Here is an 18738-nt window from a genome sequence, read left to right as displayed (position 1 = left end):
GCACGCACCGATCAGATACGAAACGCAATCGCCTCAGATTTTCCAGATACCGGTAATGTTGGTGTCGGATTTGCAGATGGCGTCATGCCCGAACAATCCTTCGATCGCCAGAATTTCCACATCTTCGGATTTGAAAAGCTTGATCATCCGCAAGCCGATATAGGCATTGGGCACCAGAATGATATCGGCCAGTCCAAGATACTGATCGATCAGGTGGTCCAGATTTTCCTGATTTTGTTCAATGATCACGACGGGCCGCTGATTGCTGAAACGGCCATATACCAGTGGATCATCACGACGCACTTCAGATACGTTCTGCATTTGCCGGTCTTCCCTACTTGGTTGACGACCTGCACCAATGCGTCATGAAACGGTTTCATTGCCATTGGTACTATTCGTGATCTCCGACAGTTTGGACCATTCCCGGGCCCGTCACTATTCCAGCGGTCCATATTTATGCGCAAAGCGTCCAGAATTTGTAACAAGCAGTCGCGGCATCCCCATTACAATTTCGACATGTAAATTTTTATCAGCCCAGACATGAGAATTTGTCATGCATCGAATGTCGCCAAACTCCGCTATTGATTACATCAGCGCCCCCGGAGTTATCAGCAATGAACAGTGTTTGGACCGGCATAGGATTACGTCTGGCAGCAACCGGCTTGTTTGCCATCATGAGCCTGTTTGTCCGCATGGCGTCCCTTGAAGCGCCGGTCGGCCAGATCATGTTCTGGCGCAGCTCTGTCGCGATTGTGCCGATCGTGCTGTATCTGATGTGGCGCCATGAATTTCCGCGCGCGCTCAGGACCAAGCGACCGTGGGGACACCTCAAACGCAGCACATTTGGTGGCGTTTCGATGTTTCTTTCCTTTGTGTCGCTGGCATATCTTCCGCTGGCACTGGCCACCGCGCTGGGCTTTCTGGCCCCGCTTGTGGTGATCCCGGTTGCAATCATTGTGTTGCGTGAAAATCCGGGCTGGCTGGTTACGGGCGCGACCGTTGCCGGGTTTGCCGGAGTGTTTCTGATCCTGTGGCCGATGATTTCAACACCGGGGCTTGATCATGAAACGATGATCGGGATTGGGGCCGGAATTGCCTTTGCAATCACCACGGCCTTTGCCAAAACCCAGATCAAGGCCCTGACCACGACCGAACCGTCGGGCACGATTGCCTTTTACTTTGCACTTGTCTGTTCGATTGGCGGACTTTTGACCATTCCGTTTGGGTGGGCACCGGTTTCATCGGGCAATCTGGTCTGGTTGATCGGGGCGGGACTGACCGGCGGGCTTGCCCATATCGCCATGACAGAAGCATTGGCACGTGCACCGGTTTCAACGCTTTCGGCATTTGAATATACCGCGATGATCTGGGCGATCGCGCTTGATCTTCTGGTGTTTGGCGTATTGCCAGCCCCCGTAAGCCTGATGGGGGCGGTTCTGATCGTTCTGGCCGCGGCCCTGGTAATGTTCAATGACCGGCTTGTCGATTTGGCCAAACGCCAGCTTGCCAAAACCGCACCGGCACTTGATGCGGGGCCACTTTCAGATGCGCCCCCGCCCGCACCGGCCAAGACACCAGCTGAATAGCGGCCGAATAACGCGCATCATCACGCCGAAGGCAAAAAAGGGTCCGAAGGCCCTAGATCGCCTTTTTGCCTTCTTGAAGCTTGGTAAGGGCAAACAAGGTCAGATTGGTCGGGGTCGGAATGCCAAGTTCCCGGCCCTTGCGCACGATATAGCCGTTAAGATAGTCAATCTCGCTGGGCTTTCCGCGCGCCAGATCCTGCGCGGTTGAAGAAAATTGCGCTGGCATGGTGGCGGCAATTTTTTCGATCGCTTCCCAAACATTGCCCGGCACGGTGACACCATCGGCCTTTGCCACGGCAAGACATTCATCAACCGCATTGCGCATCACATCCCAGACCCCATCCCCTTCGACCAGTTTTCCATAAGGAAGCTGGGTAATGGCAGACAGCGCGTTATAGGCGCAATTCAGGATCATTTTGGCCCACAGGGCGCCGGGGGCGTTTTCGGAAATCTCGACCGGGATACCGGCCGGACGCAGGGTATCCGCAACCAGCTGGCTTTGATCGGACGGTCCGAAAACCAGTTCCCCGCGCCCGTGATGCTTGACGTGACCAGCCCCGCCCATGCTGGTGGCAACATAGACCACCACGGGAATGACCGGCTGCCCCAGAACAGCACCAAGCCGTTCGGCATTATCGACACCGTTTTGCAAGCTTAGAACAATTGTATCGCGCGAAATGAACGGTTTGATCTGTTCGCCAGCCGATTGGGTATCGGTCGATTTGACGCAAAACAGAACGAGTTCCGCCCCGGCAATCGCCGCGGTGTCGGTTGCGGCATGAACCGCAACATATTCCTGCGACGTCCCGAAATCGAGCAACAGGCCATCGCGGTTCATCGCCTCGACATGGTTGGGACGCCCGATCAGGGTGACGTCGTGACCTGCACGCGCCAGCATCGCCCCGTAATAGCAGCCAACGGCCCCTGCCCCCATAACCGCGATTTTCATATTGCCCGCTCCTGCATTTATTGATGCCCCGGCAATGGCATGGATGACCGTGCCTATTACCGGCAAACTTTCCTTTGGCCCTTCATCGCGCAAAACCTGCGATCAGACAACCGGGATCGCAGGTTTTTCACATCGTGGGGATTATTCAGCTTTCGGAAAGCCCCACCACATCAGGGCCTTGGTCCCAAAGCAAAGCCTTGGTCAAAGGCTGTCATCCATGTTTGTGCACAGAAACGTGCGCTGCCGACCAGCCGCCCGGCCAGACTTCGGCATCACCGTTACGCAGGGACCGGATCAGCCCGACAGGAACGTCTTCTGCGATCAGAAGCGGTCCGTCCGCGCCATCATCGAAACCGGGTTCAGCCCGGGCAAACAGGCCGCTATGACCCAGTTGCGGTTCGCACGGGGTAAAGACCGAACATCCCGAATAGTTGGTCGGGTTGTTGGTGGTGTTGATCGCCGTCCCGGTCGTGCCGCAAGCCGCAACAACGGTCATCAGTTCAACCGCGCGCGCTTTTGCGCAACCGAACACCCGGTTATAGCCCGACGGCGTCATGGTCATCGACGGCACAAGCAAAACATCAATATCAAGCGGCGCAAGCAAACAGGACAAAGCCGGCATTTCGATATCAAGGCAAATCAGAACGGCAACCGTCAGCCCACGCCATTCAATTACATTGAATGCCTTGCCTGGTGTCAAAAACCAGTTTTCCGGTTCCTGTTCCCCCGGGGTCAGTGACATTTTGTCCTGAATGATCGCATCCCCTTCCGGGGTAAAGATCATCGCACTATTGGTTTGTCCGGCCGCCGGATTTTTGGGGTCGATGTGCCAGGGCATGCTGCCCGCGACCAGAAGCATGTCGTGCTTTTTGGCAAGCGCAGCGGCGTGTTTGCGGGCCTCGGGGGCAAGATCGGCCATCCATGCGATTTCCTGACCGGTTTGCAGACCGTCGGGCTTGAAAGCCAGCCATTGTTCGCTGGCATATTCCGGCAGGACAAAGATCTTAGCCCCTTTGGCGGCAGCCGTTGCCATCTGGGCATCAACATGCGCGGCCCAGTCGGCCATATCCGTGACCTTGCAGCCAAGATTGGTCGCCCAAAGAGCCAAAGTCACATGTTCGGTAAGAGAAGCCGCAGCGGTCATGATCAGGGGTTCCTGCCAGTTCAATTCACATCGTGTATTCAAAATCATGATCCGGCCCGAACACTGCACGGGCCGGATCATCAAGACCGGTTAAAACCGGACCTAGTTTTTAAGTTTGGTCCAGACACGGTTACGCAAATCGCGCGCCTTGACCGAGCAGTTCTGCGACGGGATCAGAAGATCTGCATATTCTTCCGGCATATTCACAGCCGGATCGGAATTCAGCGACGGGTCCATGAATTCGCCGGTCCCCTTGATCGAGTTCATGTAACCGGCATAGTTCGAGGCTTCTGCCGCGTTTTCCGGTTTCATCATCCAGTTGATGAAGGTCTTGGCATTTTCCAGGTTCGGCGCACCGGTCGGAATGACAAAGTGGTCAGCCCAATAGGTCAGACCTTCCTTCGGATAGACAAAGACGGCCTCCGGGATGCTTTCCTTGGTCCGATGGGCAGCACCATTCCACTGCATATGCATCTGGACTTCGCGGGCCGACATGCGGTCAATCGTGCCTTCGGAGCTGTAAACCGCGATATAGGGCTTTTGCTTGAGAAGGACATCAAGAACCTTCTGGGCTTCGGCCGGGTCTTCGGTGCATTTTTCAACGCCTGCGTAATAGGACGCGGCATTGAACATTTCGACTTCGTCGTTCAAGGCACCGATCTTGCCGCGGAATTCTTCGCGCGGTTCAAAGAATTCTTTCCAGCTTCGTTCAAGTTCGCCATCAACCACCGAACCGTCATAGGTAAAGCCGGTCGTCCCCCACAGATAGGTGACCGAATATTCGCGGTCGGTATCATATTTCATGGTGTCATGGGGCTTTGCGACATTCTTGAAATTCTCAAGCGACTTGGCGTCAAATTTGGTCGCAAGACCTTCCTTGATCATGACATCGACCATGTAGTCGGATGCCACGGCAATGTCATAGCCAGAAGCACCTGCTTGCAGCTTTGCCAACATGGTTTCGTTGGAATCATACACATCAAGGGTCACCTTGATGCCGGTTTCCTTTTCGAACTTTTCCATCAATGCCGGCGGGAAATAGTTCGACCAGTTATATAAAAACAGTTCGCCATCCGCCTTTGCCGACCCAACCGACAAAACGGCCATTGCGGATGCTCCCAGAATTACGGAACGTAGTTTCATTGTGAGACTCCCAATTAAGGACGGTTCATTGCTTGTTGTTCGGATGCCCGACCCGTCCGGAAACCGGGCGTCCATTTTTCGATCAGTACCGAATGCGATCTATCAGGAACGAGACGCTGACAAACACGATCGAGACAATCAGCATCATTGCGGAAACCGCGTTGACTTCGGGGGTGATACCGATGCGGATCATGCCGAAAATATAGATCGGAAGCGTTGTCGCCCCGGCCCCGCCGACGAAATAGGAAATGACGAAATCATCAAGCGAGATGATGAAGGATAGCATCGCCCCCGACAAAATCCCGGGCCACAGCAACGGCATGGTCACGCGCCTGAAGGCTTGCCATTCATTGGCATAAAGATCATTTGCCGCCTCGGCCAATGCGGGGTCCATCCCTTCGAGACGGGCACGGATCGGCAAATAGGCAAAGGGAATGCAAAAGACCGTGTGCGCAATGATCACGGTAATCAGGCCAAGCTTGATGCCAAGTGCCACAAAGAACAGCAATGTGGCAATCGCGGTAACGATTTCAGGCACCAGCAACGGCAGAACCAGCATTGCCGATACACCGACTTCCCCGCGGAACCGTCCGCGCGCCATACCCATCGCAGCAAAGGTTGCGGCAATGGTGGCAAGAATGGTCGCCGAAACGGCCACAATGATCGAATTTTTGGCCGCACGCAGCATATCGTCATTCGAAAGGGCCGTGACATACCAGTCGGTGGTAAAACCCGTCCAGATCGTTGCCAGCTTGTTTTCGTTAAACGACAGCGCCAGCAAAATGACGATTGGCAGATAAAGGTAGGCAAAAAAGAACATTGCCGTGGATGTGATCCCGCGGAAACGCCAAAGCGGGTTGGAAACATCGACTTTCATCGGCTTTCCTCCGGCAATGATTTGAATTTAAGCGAATAGACCATCATCGCGATCAGAACCAGGGCGAGCAGGACAAAACCAAGTCCCGCACCAAGCGGCCAGTTTCGCGCAGCCCCGAACTGGCTGCCAATCAGATTGGCAATCATCATGAACTTGCCCCCGCCCAGCAATTCAGGCGTGACATAGGCCCCAAGGCACGGAATGAACACAAGAATGCACCCGGCCGCAATACCCGGTGCGGCAAGCGGCAGGATCACCCGGCTCATCGCGCGGCGCTTGTCTGCACCCAGATCAAAGGCTGCCTCGACCAGACGATGATCAAGCTTTTCAAGGCTGGCATAGATCGGCAACACCATGAATGGCAAATAGGTGTAGGTCAGACCGATGGAGACGGCATAGGGCGTATAAAGGATATCAAGCCCGCCGGTTTCAATACCGATCCAGCCCAGCATACCGTCGACCAGACCGCCATTACGCAGCAACAGCATCCAGGCATAGTTGCGGACCAGAATGTTGGTCCAGAACGGAATGGTAACCAGAAAGATCAGGAAATTTCGCCGTCCCTGCGGTTGGGTCGAAATATAAAAGGCCGTCGGGAACCCGAGGATCAGCGCAAAGACCGTGGTCATGGCCGACAGCCCGAAGGACCGGGCGAAAACCTGAAGGTAATCGGTATTGAGCACCAGATTATCCATCAGATCGCGTTCAAACAGGAAACTGACATAGGCGTCCATCGAAAACACGCCCCAGTTCACCCCGCCATAATCGCCCCGTTCAAGGATCGAGACATAGGCCATCTGCACCAGCGGCACGGCCATGAAGAAGCCGATATAAAGAACCGCAGGTGCAATCAGCCAGAACCGTTTGGATCGCAGCATTGCTTTCATGATCAGTCCACCAACACCCGGATGGCATCGGCAGGCACATGCACCCCGACCCGTTCACCCCGGCCGAAATCATCCATGGCACCGGTGCCGTTCTGGGTACGCACCTTGACTGTCTGATCATTGCCCAGATCGATTTCATAGGTCGTGTCCGTGCCAAAATAGATCACGGATTTGACCGATCCCATCAGATGGGTCTGATCGGCAAGGTTTTCGGCCACCAGTCCAAGCCGTTCCGGACGGATCGAAATGGTAACATCGCCGGTTTTCTCGCCCGACCTTACGGATGGAAGTTCGATGACATGCTGATTGGCAAGCGTCAGCGCATGTTTGCCATCCGCGGCCGCGACAAGATTGCCGGGCAAAAAGTTACTGTCGCCAATAAAGTCGGCAACAAAACGATCTGTCGGTTCGTCATAAATTTCGCGCGGCGCACCGATCTGCTGGATCTTGCCAAATTGCATGACCGCGATCCGGTCAGACATCGCCAGCGCTTCTTCCTGATCATGCGTGACAAAGACAAAGGTAATGCCGGTTTCGGTCTGAAGACGTTTCAGTTCAACCTGCATTTCCTTGCGCAGTTTAAGATCCAGTGCTGAAAGCGGTTCATCAAGCAACAGCACCTTGGGGGCCGGTGCCAATGCACGCGCAAGGGCGATGCGTTGTTGCTGACCACCGGAAAGCTGGCTTGGCACCCGGTCGCCATATTGGGCCAGTCGCACCAGTTCGAGCATCTCGTCAGCCCGGTGGTTGGCCTTGGCGCGATCAATGCCCTGCATTTCCAGCCCGAATGTGATGTTCTGGCGCACGGTAAGATGCGGAAACAGCGCATAGGACTGAAAAACCGTGTTGATTGGCCGTTTATAGGGCGGCAAATCATTCAGTTCATTGCCTTCGAGCAGAATTTTGCCCGAACTTGCTTCTTCAAAGCCACCGATCAAGCGCAACAAAGTGGTTTTGCCGCAGCCTGACGGACCAAGCATTGTGAAAAATTCGTTCTGAAAGATATCAACCGATACCGCATCCAACGCGGTAACCTTATCTGCACCCGAGCCAAAAATTTTACTGACTGAGCGTGCCGAAATTACAACTTCTGACATGCACATCCCCGATATGTATTTTTTAAAATGATATAAAATCTTCGGAGAGTTTCAAATGCGGGATAAGGAGAACACCGTAGATTGTATAAATTCCGCAGCATCCGCCGCGAATGGCCGCTTTAAGTGACTGCAATTGCGTCAGGGCGACCCTTTACAAAATAATGTGCAGCGCACCATTCAACCATAGGAAGTCGCATCACCGGATCCAACAATCCAAAGGTGTTGCACCGTTCCATCCGAAAATTCCAGATCACACAATTCCTGCGTCGCGCAGTTTGGCAATTTGATCGTCACTGAGGTCGGCGACCTTGCGCAGGATTTCGTCGCTATGCTGCCCCAGCATCGGCGGGGCTTTTTCATCCGCAATCGGCGTTTTGGAAAACCTGATCGGATTGCCAACCGTCGGCACGGTGCCGGCCGTCGGGTGATCAAGATGTTTGACCAGCCCACGATGTTTGACCTGCGGATTGTCAAAAACACGATCAAGGGTATTGATCGGCCCGCACGGCACATTGGCCTTTTCAAGGGCCGCGATCCATTCATCGGTGGTTTTCAAAACCATGGCCTGACGGATCAATGGCACCAGCGTATCGCGGTTGGCGACACGATTGCGGTTGGTGGCATAGCGTTCATCAGCCGGTAAATCGTCCAGCCCCGCCACCGCACAGAAACTTTTGAACTGACTGTCATTGCCGACCGCCAGGATCAGATAGCCATCGGCACTCGGGAAGGCTTCATATGGCACGATATTGGGATGCGCATTACCCAGACGCCCCGGCGCATTGCCGGTTGTCAGGTAATTCATCGCCTGATTGGCAAGAACTGCGGCCTGCACATCAAGCAGGGCAAGATCAATATACTGGCCTTCGCCGGTTGCATCACGATGACGAAGTGCCGCCAAGATACCGATCGTCGCATAAAGGCCGGTAAAGATATCGGCAACCGCCACACCGACCTTCATCGGTTGACCACCCGGGGCGCTATCGGGTGCACCGGTGATGCTCATCAGGCCGCCCATGCCCTGGATCATGAAGTCATAACCCGGGCGATCCTTATAGGGGCCATCCTGACCAAATCCGGTGATCGAACAATAGACAAGCTTGGGATTGAGGGCCGACAGGGTCGCGTAATCAAGACCGTATTTGGCAAGACCACCAACCTTGAAATTTTCCAGAACCACATCGCTTTGGGCCGCGATATTGCGAACGATTTCCTGACCTTCGGGCTTGGTGATGTCAATCGTCAGCGACTTTTTGCCACGGTTGGCCGTCAGATAATAGGCGGCCTCGGTGGTGTCATTGCCGTTGGCGTCCTTGGCAAAGGGCGGGCCCCAGCCGCGCGTATCATCACCGGCACCGGGACGTTCGATCTTGATGACCTCGGCCCCCATATCGGCCAGGGTCTGGCTGGCCCATGGTCCTGCCAACACACGCGAAAGATCAAGAACACGAAGCCCGGAAAGTGCGCCAGTCATTTGAATATCCCGAAAGTCGATTTGGAAACATGTCGCAGAATCAAAACGGGCGGCAACATTGCTGCTGCCGCCCGGTCAAAACTTGATCAGCCTTCGGCGGAGAAGGCCTGAATGCCGGTCTGTGCACGGCCCAGGATCAGGGCATGAACATCGTGGGTACCTTCGTAGGTATTGACCGCTTCAAGGTTCATCGAATGACGGATGACATGGAATTCATCCGCAATACCGTTACCGCCATGCATGTCACGGGCAACACGGGCAATGTCGAGTGCCTTGCCGCAGTTGTTACGCTTCATCAGCGAAATCGCTTCCGGTGCGCCTTTGCCTGCATCAAGCAGACGGCCCAGCTGAAGCGCACCCTGAAGACCAAGGGTGATTTCGGTCTGCATGTTTGCCAGTTTCAGCTGGATCAGCTGATTGGCGGCAAGCGGACGACCGAACTGTTTGCGATCAAGGGTATATTGACGTGCCGCATGCCAGCAGAATTCAGCCGCACCCATTGCGCCCCACGCGATGCCATAACGGGCCTTGTTCAGGCAACCGAACGGACCGCCAAGGCCTTTGGCATTCGGCAGCATGTTTTCTTCGGGCACGAAGACATTGTCCATGACGATTTCGCCGGTGATCGACGCACGCAGCGAAAACTTGCCTTCGATTTTCGGTGCGGACAGTCCGTTCATGTCCTTTTCAAGGATAAAGCCGCGAATGACGCCTTCGTCATCCTTGCCCCAGACGACAAAGACGTCGGCGATCGGGCTGTTGGTGATCCACATTTTCGACCCGGTCAGGGTGAAGCCACCCTCGGTCTTGCGGGCACGGGTTTTCATGCCGCCCGGATCGGAGCCATGGTCCGGCTCGGTCAGGCCAAAGCAGCCAACGAATTCACCGGTTGCCAGTTTCGGCAGATATTTCTTGCGCTGTTCTTCGCTGCCATAAGCAAAGATCGGATGCATCACGAGCGAGCTCTGAACCGACATTGCCGAACGATAGCCGGAATCAACGCGTTCGACTTCGCGAGCAACCAGACCATAGGCCACGTGGTTTACACCCGGTCCGCCGTATTCCTCGGGGATGGTCGGGCCAAGCAGGCCAAGTTCACCCATCTCGGTCATGATTTCACGGTGGAAAATTTCATGACGGTTTGCTTCGAGAACGCGGGTTTGCAGGTTTTCCTGACAATATGCACGGGCCGCATCGCGGATCATGCGTTCCTCTTCGCTCAACTGCTCTTCAAGCAGGAGCGGATCTTCCCAATGAAACGGTGCGCGGCTTGCCATTTGCCTGATCCTTTTATGAATTTTTCGATAGAAAGCAGGGGCAGCGCCATAGAAGGGCGAGATGACGCTACCCCTGTAAGCTTATTTGCTTATGCCGTTAAGCTAGGAATTGGCAGACAAAGTTGCAAATGATAAAAGCGATGGAGTTTATGCAAAAAACTCATAAACTTTGAGATATCCAACAAGTCAAAGGTGACGATTGAGCCGTCGTATCCCCAGTCTCAAGGCGCTAAGTTGCTTTGAACAAACCGCCCGGTTCGGCAGTGCGTCGCGCGCGGCTGATGAGTTATATCTGACCCAAAGCGCGGTCAGCCGGCAGATTCAGGGGCTTGAAAACTGGCTGGGATGCAAGCTTTTTGCCCGCGAGAAGCAACGTCTTGTCCTGACACCCGAAGGGGAAAGTTACCTGCAATCCATCCGCCCGGCCCTTGATCAGCTTGAAAGTGCGACCCTGACCGTTCTTTCGGGCGGATCGGAAAGCGGGGTTCTGACGGTGGCCGCCCCGCCAACATTCGGATCGCGGTGCCTTATTCCCTTATTGCCGCAATTTCGCACCAAGCATCCGGAAATCGCGATCAATTTCATCTCACGGATCGGAATGCCCGATTTTGATCGCGAACAGATCGATATCGCGGTTCTGTTTGGTCAGGGCAGTTGGACCGATCTTGAAGCCCATATCCTGCATGGCGAGGAAATGGTGCCGATTTGCGGACCGCAATTGATTGCCAATCTGGATCATCCGCCTTCTGCCGATGATCTGCGCCATTTTCCATTATTGCATATTGCCACCCGCCCGCGTGGCTGGGCCGATTGGCTTGATGCCAGCGGGTTGCGTGATATCGACGGCGAAAACGGCCCGAAATTCGAGCATTTCACCATGGCCATGCAGGCCGCAGCAGCCGGACTTGGCGTCGCCCTATTGCCGACATTCGCGATCGAGGATGAACTTAAATCGGGCCGGATCGTTGCCCCGTTTGGCCCGCCAAAGGCAAGCCCGTTTCATTATTACGCCTGCTGCCCATCATCACGCGCGCGCCTTCCCAAGATCCGCGCCTTCATGAGCTGGCTTGATCAGCTTGATACAGCATCACAGTTGGCGGGAAAAACGGCGGGTGCGAAAACCTGATGGATGGCAAAGGCAAGGATCAAACGATCAGCTTGCCTTTTGGCTGGTAAGAGCGCGAATGGCAGACATGCCGCGGCGGCGCAAAACATCTGCGTCTTCGGGGCCATCAACGATTTCAAGCAACCGCACTGTTGCCATCAGATTGCGTTGTGCATTGGGGATTTCTTCGGGCGTCAAACGGCCCATACCGTCAACACCGGCACGCCCAATCTGATTGAGCTTTTTCTTAAGCTCAACCACCGCCTTGGCAGCCGAACTTTGTGCGGCCAGCACATCCGAAATCCGGGCAGTTTCCGCGATTGCTTCGGCCGACTTTTCCGCGGCCAGGACTTTTTCATCGTCAAAATCCTGCGCAAACAGCGGCCGCGCCAAGCCCTTGACGCCGGAACCGGGCCCCTGCCGGACTTCCATTTTAGGCAGTGCGTCAATCACGCGTTCCGGGGTTGCGCCAAACATCGTATCGGCCAGAGCGCGCGATACTCGACGACGCGTTTCCAGAAGCTTTTCACCCCAACGGCCATCCTTGCGAATTTTGAATTCGCGGGTAATGCGGGTGAATTCGGATGCGTACCAGCGCGCCAGCGACAGGATATGTGCCTCATCCTTGCCGGTCACAACACCCTGTTCGATCTCAGTCACGGTTTCTGCCAGCAAATCAATGATCAGGTCACCGGTCTCGGCCAGATTGGTCTTTTCAATCGTGCTGTCATCGGCCTTGGTCGACAAGACACGGATCAGTTTGAACAGTTCACTTGGACGCAGCAACCGGGCAAGCACGGCCAACAGGAACATCGGCTCGAACCCGGGTTTGTTTTTTGAAATTTCCACAAACCGGTCACGCAGCCAGGTAACGTCATTGGCATCAAGCCCCCTGATCGGCGCCGACGGAAAACGTGCGCGCACCTGCGCGATTTCTTCGCCCACATTCAGAATACGACCGACTTCGGCAAAGGCCTTCAGATGGACGCGCGATCCAAGGCTTGTTGCAAGGGCGCGTTCTTCCTTTATCCCGCCGTGGGACCGGGCGATCTGATCTTCGATGATCCGTGCCCCTGCCTTCCACAGCTTGCTTTCGGCTGCGGCAAGGCTTGTTGTGTCGCGCTTGCCCGCCGCCGCATCAATTTCCTTCATGGCCTCGGCAAATTCCGGGTCATTCGCACCGGTGACCACCCGCCAGATCGGAATCAGGGATGAACGACTGATGCGGATGCTTTTTTCACTGGCCTCGCCCGACGTCAGAAGATCTTCGAACGGATCGCAGAATTGACGCATCGGGGTCGGATAGCGTTCGGGTTTGAGCGATGCAAGACGCGGACGCAGGATTTGCAAAATGGTTTCATGGGGGAGCGGCAATTTGGGGTCTGCGCGATCGCTTTCAATCGCACGGGTAAATCGTGCGATTTCAGAACCGCTTAAGGATTCAAACAGTTGCCCGAGTTGCGAAACACCAAGATTACCTGCGTCTTCAATCTTCATGCAGACTGTCTCCTGAAGCGTTCGAGACGATCCACCATATCGGCATCAATTTCCCCACTGCCCAACTTGCGCAATTCACCGGCCCACAGCATCTGGTTGACGCGAATATCGATCCAGAATTGCTGTTCTGCGGTCGTAATTTCCTCGACCGGGAGTACAGGTGCGAAACTTGCGACTTCTTCGATGATTTCGCGCTGCTTCACCCGGTCTGCCACCGGTCTTTTATGCCACAGGTCGATCATTTCCTGCCAGCCATCAAGAAGCCACCACAATTTTTCGATGGTCTTGCCGATATCCTGCTTGGCCCGTTCCCAATCGGTCAGAACCTTGCCCAGTTCGCGGTTCCAGCTATCGACTTCCTCGACACATTTCAGGGCATGCTTATAGGTCGCGGTTGTCGCACTCGAAATACGTCCGGCCATAAAGCGGAAATCGGATTGTTCGGAATTTGCCCATTCCTCGACGTCATTTGCAAATTTCGAAAGACCGTTGGTCAGTACCCGCAGCGGCCCCTTGCAGCCATCAAGCTCAAGCCCAACCGGGGCGATCATTGTGCTCCATTCACCAAGGCTGTCGATGATGGTGTCATTGGCGACTTTATGTTCGGATGCAAAGCGGTTCAAGGCCTTGCGCGCGCGGACCTGACCTTCCATGGTCAGCAATTCTTCGCGCTGCATATCCTGAACGGCGCTTCCGCCAAGCTGACGCAGTGCCTGATGCAGGACAGCCAGTTGCCCCAATTCACGCGATGACTTTTCCGACCCGCCGCGCTCAATCGCGGTTCTTGCCAGTTCGACCCCGCCAACGCCGGTTACCGCAACCGCACGCGCCTGTTCAAGAACGGTGCCCGGGCGAATGTCTTCTAGTTCCAGCAAACGGTCAAACAGCATGCGGTCATGCACAGAAAGATCAAAAACCTCGCGCAGGGTATCAAGCGGCAATTCATAAGTCCCAAGACCGCCGGCAAGGCCGGGCAGCATGATCATGGATCGCCCGCCTTTGCCCGCCGCCACACGCGCATAGCGCAGGGTTTTGGTCGTAAACGGCGTCCGCACCCCGCGCGACAGAAAGGTGTTGGGCAAACATGCCAACGGGTCTTCCGGCGCCTGGGACGGTTCAGGAGTTTTATGACTGACGGATTTGACGATCTTCTGTTTGGTCATTCTGGGCTTTGGTCAACCTGTGCGGCGCTATTGATTTTCGCCATACGATAAGCGTGTTACAGCCAGATGGCAGACTGTCGGGTGCAGTGCAGACCGGCCTGTGCAAACACGCAAATCCTACATTTGTTACTCAGCATAAATTAACCCGACAAGTTGACAATAACATTAACAACCTTTCGCAAGTTTTGCGGCATCCGACTGCCGACCGAGAGTGCCATTCCCCCATGGGCGGGATCAAGACCTTATAGGGTTTCCTGCGATTTTTCCCAGGTTTTGACATAGGCCTTCCATTCCGCACCATCCGGGATTGAGTCGTCCACCGCCAGGAAATCGTGACTATCGATCATGACGGCCACTTCGTCTGTTTCGACCGGCGCCTTGATCATTTTTTCCTGATAGGATTTCGGATGCGGACCGTGCGGAAAGCCACTTGGATGGAATGTTGCCATGCCTGCCTTTATTTCCCCGCGGCTGAAGAATTCACCACGATGATAAAAGACAAATTCGTCCATATCCTCGTTGGAATGATAAAACGGCACACGCAACATGCCGGATTGGCCTTCACCGACCTTGGGCACAAAGGTACTGACTGAAAACGTGCTGGCAACAAAGGTACAATAAGCTGCTGGCGGGACCTTGTGCCCCGACCCATTTTGCCGCCTGAGATCACGCCAATTCAGTTTGACGACACACAGATCACCTTCCCAGCCGGCGGCATCAAGCGGGTTATAGGGATATGTCAGCGTTGACACCTGACCTTTGCGTTTGATGTGAATTTCCCAGAATGCATCATCCTGCTGGGCGCGAAATGCGTCATCGATGCGCGGCACGGTGAACATCATCGGGTCAAGTGGCGTGCCACCGGCCATGGTGCCGGGTTCAGGCAATCCAAACGCATCTGCCGTTGCCTCGATCAGCATGAACTCGCAATGACCGGCCGGCTCCACCCGCCAGGCGGTGCCGCGCGGCAGCAAAATATAATCACCATCGCGATAGGGCAAATGCCCGTAATCGCAAAATAGCGCCCCCTCGCCATTATGGACGAACATCAGGGTGTCACCATCGGCATTGCGTGACAGGGCATGCATTTTGGCATCAGTTTTCCAGTAACGGACTTCCATGCTGTCACTGCGCAAAATGCGCCTTGCCTGTAACGGGCAGGCCGGACCGGGGGCGAGCTTTGCCAGATCAAAGGCCCGCGGACGCAATGGCCCTTCAAAGGTTGCCCAGCCGACCGGGGGATGGCGATGATAGATCTGGGCCGACGGCCCCTGAAAACCCTTGCGTCCGATATGCCTTTGATAGGTTGGCTGATCAGATCGCGTATCGGATTGCGGCGTGCAGGCACCTTCGCTGTTGGGAAGCCTGATCCAGTTTGTCATCGTTTCCTCCCGGCCCTGTATTATGGCATTGCGGCCCGTTATGTTCAGAGCAGTCGCACATAATATGGATATGAGAAGAAACCTGATGGCTTTCAAGCTATAGGCGTGAAGACCAGAACGGATCAAAATCCGCGCATCAAGGCCTGAAAGGATGGTGCGCCCGACAGGATTCGAACCTGTGGCCCCCAGATTAGGAATCTGGTGCTCTATCCTGCTGAGCTACGGGCGCACACCACAAAAGTGGCCTTCAATTAGCAGCAATTCTGCCGATGATCAATCCGGGAGGTTATCATATGACCGATCGCAGGAATGCTTGGCTCCCCTCATACCAACCGGTGATCAAGACCGCAAAAGCAACAAGAGCCTTGGGAAGAAGTTTCTCTTTCCAAGGCTCTTGCTGATTATTCCATTCGGTCTTTTCAGACTGACGCAATATGCGTTGATCAGTCAAAAAGGCGATCAATCGGGAAGGAATAGGTCAGAGAAAGGATTTCTGTGCCCGGGTTTTCGTCGCCGATGCTGGCGTTCGAAATGTGGGCAATCCCGAGGCTGAGACGTTCGTGGCTGTCGAAGCGGAAGCCAAGTTCAAGACCGGAACGGAATTCGATCCAGTGTCCGAGGTCTTCGCCATTGCCCTGATGGTAAGCACCGACCGAGGTATAGACGCTCGAGACGAAATGGTCGCCCCAAAGCACGTCAACCGCAAGCCCGCCATACCCATGAACCGCACCTTCCGACGTTACCATCACGCCGCCAATCGGGCGGGTTACGTCAAACATCGCATGCTGGGCGCGGTAATTGATGCGGAATTCAGCAGCTTCTTCATCCTGAGTGATATCGACCATGCCGGTCGAGAATTCGAGAAGCCCGGAATCTTTGTCATTGCCAAGAATTTCTTGCGCAGATGCCGCGTTTACAAAGCCAAAAAAGACGCAAACTGCAAGCAGTTTCCCCAAAGTCATTTTCATTAATCAAGTCCCCACTGGATCAATACGTCGGACATACTAACCAAGCATGCGGCAAACTCAACCACACATTGGTGTAAATACATCAATTTCCCGCAAAATTTTTGCCATCGAATGAATCGGTTGCCCGGACAAGCTCGCGAACAATCCCCGGTTCACTGGCTGCATGCCCGGCATCGTCAACAATCACCATCTTTGATCCGGCCCATGCATTGTGCAGTTCAAATGCCGACATTGGCGGACAGACAACGTCATAGCGTCCCTGCACAATGACAGCAGGCAAATGGGAAATCCGGTTCAAATTCCGAAGAAGCTGATCTGGTTCGAAGAAGCAGCGATGGACAAAATAGTGATGTTCAAGCTTTGCCAGCGCGAGTGCGATTTCATCGCCTTCGAAATCTTCGACCAGACCGTGATCCGGCAAAAGAGTACAGCAGGTAGCTTCATAGGCCGACCAGACACGTGCGGCATCAATCGCGGCATCTTCGCCATCCTTGCCTGCGAAAATCTCGGCATAGCGATCCAGCATTCGCTGCCAGCCGGGATGCGCGTCAAATCCGGCGGTTGCCAAGAAACTGCGTTCGACTTCGGGGAAAAATCGGCCCATGCCATCCATGAACCAGGCAATTTCGGTTTCACGACCAAGGAAAATGCCGCGCAACACAAAGGCCAGAACGCGATCCGGGCATGCCTGGCCATAGGCCAGCGCCAATGTCGATCCCCAGGACCCGCCAAAGACCAGCCACTTATCAATTCCCCGACTTTCGCGCAGGGCTTCGATATCACCGATCAAATGGTCGGTGGTGTTGTTTTCAAGGCTTCCGAACGGCTTTGATTTTCCGGAGCCGCGCTGATCAAACAAAATGACGCGGTATTTTTCAGGGTCAAAAAATCGGCGACTATTGGGAGAAATCCCGGCCCCTGGCCCACCGTGAAGAAAGATGACCGGAATACCGTCGGGGTTGCCGACTTCTTCCCAATAGATTTCGTGACCGTCGTCACGTGACAACATCCCCGTCATTCGGGGCGCAATTTCGGGATAGAGCACGCAGGAACCTCTTTGTGTCTGAGCGGAAACGAGAATGTGCAATTTGCTGGTGGCAACGCGTATCTAGAAGTCTCATGACCGGGGGAACAAACACAAGCCTCTATTCCGGTTGAACACAAAGCCAGTCCAGATTTTCCAAAGAGACATAGGGGCCACCGCGACTTTCGATAGTGCCGCGCACCCGGACTTTCCGCCCGGACCAGCGATCCATCACCTTTTCGAAGTTGTCGCCCTCTGCGATGCTGCGCCGGACAGCATCATCCAGTGCAATGGTAAAATCGCTGCGCCAATTGTCCCCGAAATTCAGGTAGCTGCGCCATTCCTGATGCTCGACCGAGCGAACGACCCCATCAACAACCACAAACCGGCCAATCGCATCTTCTACCGACGGGATACCCAATGGTTGCGCGCCATCCACATCAGTATTTGCGGCAACAAAATAGGCATGACGGGCATCCCGGATTGACCAGATACCCGTCCCTTGGCGGATCGCAGCGTCTTCGGCATCCATCAAAGATCCGACATCAGAACCGGTCTGAGGCAATGCCATCACCAATCCGGCCAAAAGCAACCGCTGCGACCATCGCACATTGTTGTCGCCACCAAGCCCGCCAGAAGGCCTGCTTGTGATCCATGCCGGTCGACGCCCTAGAAAATCCGGATCATCCAGAAGCAAAAACGCCTTGTCACTTTCGCGAGACGCCGTCTGAAGCCAGTTCAATGCCAGATCTTGGTATTCCGGGACAAATTCGACATCGGCCAGTCGAAACGTCACATCTGGCAATTCGGAAGCCGTTAGTTGGTCAACGCGGTGAATATCGATTTGGGATATTTCATGCCAGTTGCGATCGGCCTGATCAGACTGCACGGATTTTGCAATGTCATGATTTGCCGCAACACCGCATTGCCAATCCGGACCGGCATGACCATCAATGGGAAACAGAGTCCCAATGGTTATTATTGTTGCGAGCAGAAACCGGCAGGAAAAGCCGGCCTTTGGCATGACCGTAAAATTTCCCCATTTTGGATGTCTATTCGAAAACTGTGAATCTGTTGAATGATCTTGGAACACGCGCTACCAATTCCCACTTGGTTTCGCTGACAACGACCTGCAGCTTACGCGGCAGAGCGACATGAGGAAAGG

Annotated in this window: 18 protein-coding genes and 1 tRNA gene; 3 read left to right on the top strand and 16 right to left on the bottom strand. The window is 54.6% G+C overall.

All coding sequences use genetic code 11. The features are described 5' to 3' along the window. Window positions 1–33: 33 nt before the first annotated feature. The gene (locus tag SIB88_RS04975) at window positions 34–321 is read right to left on the bottom strand and encodes a hypothetical protein (protein WP_412557488.1); all 288 of its coding nucleotides are present in this window, start codon (window positions 319–321) and stop codon (window positions 34–36) included. A 293-nt stretch (window positions 322–614) separates the two neighbouring features. Between SIB88_RS04975 and SIB88_RS04970 the strand changes: the two genes are divergently transcribed. Continuing rightward, entirely contained in the window at window positions 615–1586 is a 972-nt protein-coding gene (locus tag SIB88_RS04970) for a DMT family transporter (protein ID WP_412557487.1), read from the top strand. Between the two features lie 52 nt (window positions 1587–1638). Here SIB88_RS04970 and SIB88_RS04965 read toward each other — a convergent pair whose 3' ends face one another. The 8 genes from SIB88_RS04965 to SIB88_RS04930 form a co-directional block, all read right to left on the bottom strand. Continuing rightward, window positions 1639–2535, bottom strand: coding sequence for a ketopantoate reductase family protein (locus SIB88_RS04965; protein ID WP_412557486.1), 897 nt, complete (start codon window positions 2533–2535; stop codon window positions 1639–1641). Window positions 2536–2746: 211 nt separating this feature from the next. Continuing rightward, complete coding sequence (locus tag SIB88_RS04960) at window positions 2747–3679, bottom strand: nitrilase-related carbon-nitrogen hydrolase (RefSeq protein ID WP_412557485.1); 933 nt, start codon at window positions 3677–3679, stop codon at window positions 2747–2749. A 102-nt stretch (window positions 3680–3781) separates the two neighbouring features. Continuing rightward, window positions 3782–4822 (bottom strand): extracellular solute-binding protein, encoded by a 1041-nt coding sequence (locus SIB88_RS04955; protein ID WP_101245491.1) that lies wholly within the window; start codon window positions 4820–4822, stop codon window positions 3782–3784. 82 nt (window positions 4823–4904) lie between these two features. Further along, entirely contained in the window at window positions 4905–5699 is a 795-nt protein-coding gene (locus SIB88_RS04950) for an ABC transporter permease (RefSeq protein ID WP_101245490.1), read from the bottom strand. After that, window positions 5696–6586: an ABC transporter permease gene (locus tag SIB88_RS04945; RefSeq protein ID WP_101245489.1), complete on the bottom strand. Its 891-nt coding sequence runs from the start codon at window positions 6584–6586 to the stop codon at window positions 5696–5698. The genes SIB88_RS04950 and SIB88_RS04945 overlap by 4 nt, the downstream gene beginning before the upstream one ends. Before the next feature lie 2 nt (window positions 6587–6588). Beyond that, entirely contained in the window at window positions 6589–7683 is a 1095-nt protein-coding gene (locus SIB88_RS04940) for an ABC transporter ATP-binding protein (protein ID WP_412557484.1), read from the bottom strand. Between the two features lie 250 nt (window positions 7684–7933). Next, window positions 7934–9157: a CaiB/BaiF CoA transferase family protein gene (locus SIB88_RS04935; protein ID WP_288349350.1), complete on the bottom strand. Its 1224-nt coding sequence runs from the start codon at window positions 9155–9157 to the stop codon at window positions 7934–7936. Window positions 9158–9243: 86 nt separating this feature from the next. Beyond that, window positions 9244–10434, bottom strand: coding sequence for an acyl-CoA dehydrogenase (locus tag SIB88_RS04930; protein WP_412557483.1), 1191 nt, complete (start codon window positions 10432–10434; stop codon window positions 9244–9246). Between the two features lie 199 nt (window positions 10435–10633). On the opposite strand from SIB88_RS04930, the gene gcvA reads away from it, so the two are divergent. Further along, the gene (gene gcvA, locus SIB88_RS04925) at window positions 10634–11560 is read left to right on the top strand and encodes a transcriptional regulator GcvA (RefSeq protein WP_412557482.1); all 927 of its coding nucleotides are present in this window, start codon (window positions 10634–10636) and stop codon (window positions 11558–11560) included. A gap of 27 nt (window positions 11561–11587) precedes the next feature. Here the strand turns inward: gcvA and SIB88_RS04920 are convergent, their stop codons facing one another. The 7 genes from SIB88_RS04920 to SIB88_RS04890 all read right to left on the bottom strand — a co-directional run bounded on the left by SIB88_RS04920 (window position 11588) and on the right by SIB88_RS04890 (window position 18369). Continuing rightward, the gene (locus SIB88_RS04920; RefSeq protein ID WP_206926800.1) at window positions 11588–13036 is read right to left on the bottom strand and encodes a hypothetical protein; all 1449 of its coding nucleotides are present in this window, start codon (window positions 13034–13036) and stop codon (window positions 11588–11590) included. After that, window positions 13033–14199: a hypothetical protein gene (locus SIB88_RS04915; protein WP_412557481.1), complete on the bottom strand. Its 1167-nt coding sequence runs from the start codon at window positions 14197–14199 to the stop codon at window positions 13033–13035. Before SIB88_RS04915 ends, SIB88_RS04920 begins: the two co-directional genes overlap by 4 nt. A 242-nt stretch (window positions 14200–14441) precedes the next feature. After that, complete coding sequence (locus tag SIB88_RS04910; protein WP_341650305.1) at window positions 14442–15581, bottom strand: homogentisate 1,2-dioxygenase; 1140 nt, start codon at window positions 15579–15581, stop codon at window positions 14442–14444. Between the two features lie 152 nt (window positions 15582–15733). Next, window positions 15734–15810: transfer RNA gene (locus tag SIB88_RS04905), tRNA-Arg, on the bottom strand. A gap of 214 nt (window positions 15811–16024) precedes the next feature. Beyond that, a complete protein-coding gene (locus SIB88_RS04900) occupies window positions 16025–16549 on the bottom strand; it encodes an acyloxyacyl hydrolase (protein ID WP_101245482.1) in 525 nt (174 codons plus the stop codon). Between the two features lie 82 nt (window positions 16550–16631). After that, entirely contained in the window at window positions 16632–17594 is a 963-nt protein-coding gene (gene pip / locus SIB88_RS04895) for a prolyl aminopeptidase (protein ID WP_101245481.1), read from the bottom strand. 100 nt (window positions 17595–17694) lie between these two features. Then, window positions 17695–18369 carry a hypothetical protein gene (locus tag SIB88_RS04890; protein ID WP_412565929.1) on the bottom strand — a complete coding sequence of 225 codons (675 nt, stop codon included), beginning with the start codon at window positions 18367–18369 and terminating at the stop codon, window positions 17695–17697. A 24-nt stretch (window positions 18370–18393) separates the two neighbouring features. Here SIB88_RS04890 and SIB88_RS04885 point away from each other — a divergent pair, with 24 nt between their 5' ends. Next, window positions 18394–18642: a hypothetical protein gene (locus SIB88_RS04885; protein ID WP_412565928.1), complete on the top strand. Its 249-nt coding sequence runs from the start codon at window positions 18394–18396 to the stop codon at window positions 18640–18642. The last annotated feature ends 96 nt before the right edge of the window (window positions 18643–18738 follow it).

The organism is Thalassospira sp. MIT121401, assembly GCF_047125595.1.
Classification (GTDB): Bacteria; Pseudomonadota; Alphaproteobacteria; order Rhodospirillales; family Thalassospiraceae; genus Thalassospira; species Thalassospira povalilytica.
This window is presented reverse-complemented; position numbering and strand designations above follow the sequence as displayed.

What these genes read in the sequence shown, in the direction of transcription:
- SIB88_RS04975 (WP_412557488.1), bottom strand. Translation starts at nt 321, where the DNA reads ATGCAGAACGTATCTGAAGTGCGTCGTGATGATCCACTGGTATATGGC.
- SIB88_RS04970 (WP_412557487.1), top strand. Translation starts at nt 615, where the DNA reads ATGAACAGTGTTTGGACCGGCATAGGATTACGTCTGGCAGCAACCGGC.
- SIB88_RS04965 (WP_412557486.1), bottom strand. Translation starts at nt 2,535, where the DNA reads ATGAAAATCGCGGTTATGGGGGCAGGGGCCGTTGGCTGCTATTACGGG.
- SIB88_RS04960 (WP_412557485.1), bottom strand. Translation starts at nt 3,679, where the DNA reads ATGACCGCTGCGGCTTCTCTTACCGAACATGTGACTTTGGCTCTTTGG.
- SIB88_RS04955 (WP_101245491.1), bottom strand. Translation starts at nt 4,822, where the DNA reads ATGAAACTACGTTCCGTAATTCTGGGAGCATCCGCAATGGCCGTTTTG.
- SIB88_RS04950 (WP_101245490.1), bottom strand. Translation starts at nt 5,699, where the DNA reads ATGAAAGTCGATGTTTCCAACCCGCTTTGGCGTTTCCGCGGGATCACA.
- SIB88_RS04945 (WP_101245489.1), bottom strand. Translation starts at nt 6,586, where the DNA reads ATGAAAGCAATGCTGCGATCCAAACGGTTCTGGCTGATTGCACCTGCG.
- SIB88_RS04940 (WP_412557484.1), bottom strand. Translation starts at nt 7,683, where the DNA reads ATGTCAGAAGTTGTAATTTCGGCACGCTCAGTCAGTAAAATTTTTGGC.
- SIB88_RS04935 (WP_288349350.1), bottom strand. Translation starts at nt 9,157, where the DNA reads ATGACTGGCGCACTTTCCGGGCTTCGTGTTCTTGATCTTTCGCGTGTG.
- SIB88_RS04930 (WP_412557483.1), bottom strand. Translation starts at nt 10,434, where the DNA reads ATGGCAAGCCGCGCACCGTTTCATTGGGAAGATCCGCTCCTGCTTGAA.
- SIB88_RS04920 (WP_206926800.1), bottom strand. Translation starts at nt 13,036, where the DNA reads ATGAAGATTGAAGACGCAGGTAATCTTGGTGTTTCGCAACTCGGGCAA.
- SIB88_RS04915 (WP_412557481.1), bottom strand. Translation starts at nt 14,199, where the DNA reads ATGACCAAACAGAAGATCGTCAAATCCGTCAGTCATAAAACTCCTGAA.
- SIB88_RS04910 (WP_341650305.1), bottom strand. Translation starts at nt 15,581, where the DNA reads ATGACAAACTGGATCAGGCTTCCCAACAGCGAAGGTGCCTGCACGCCG.
- SIB88_RS04900 (WP_101245482.1), bottom strand. Translation starts at nt 16,549, where the DNA reads ATGAAAATGACTTTGGGGAAACTGCTTGCAGTTTGCGTCTTTTTTGGC.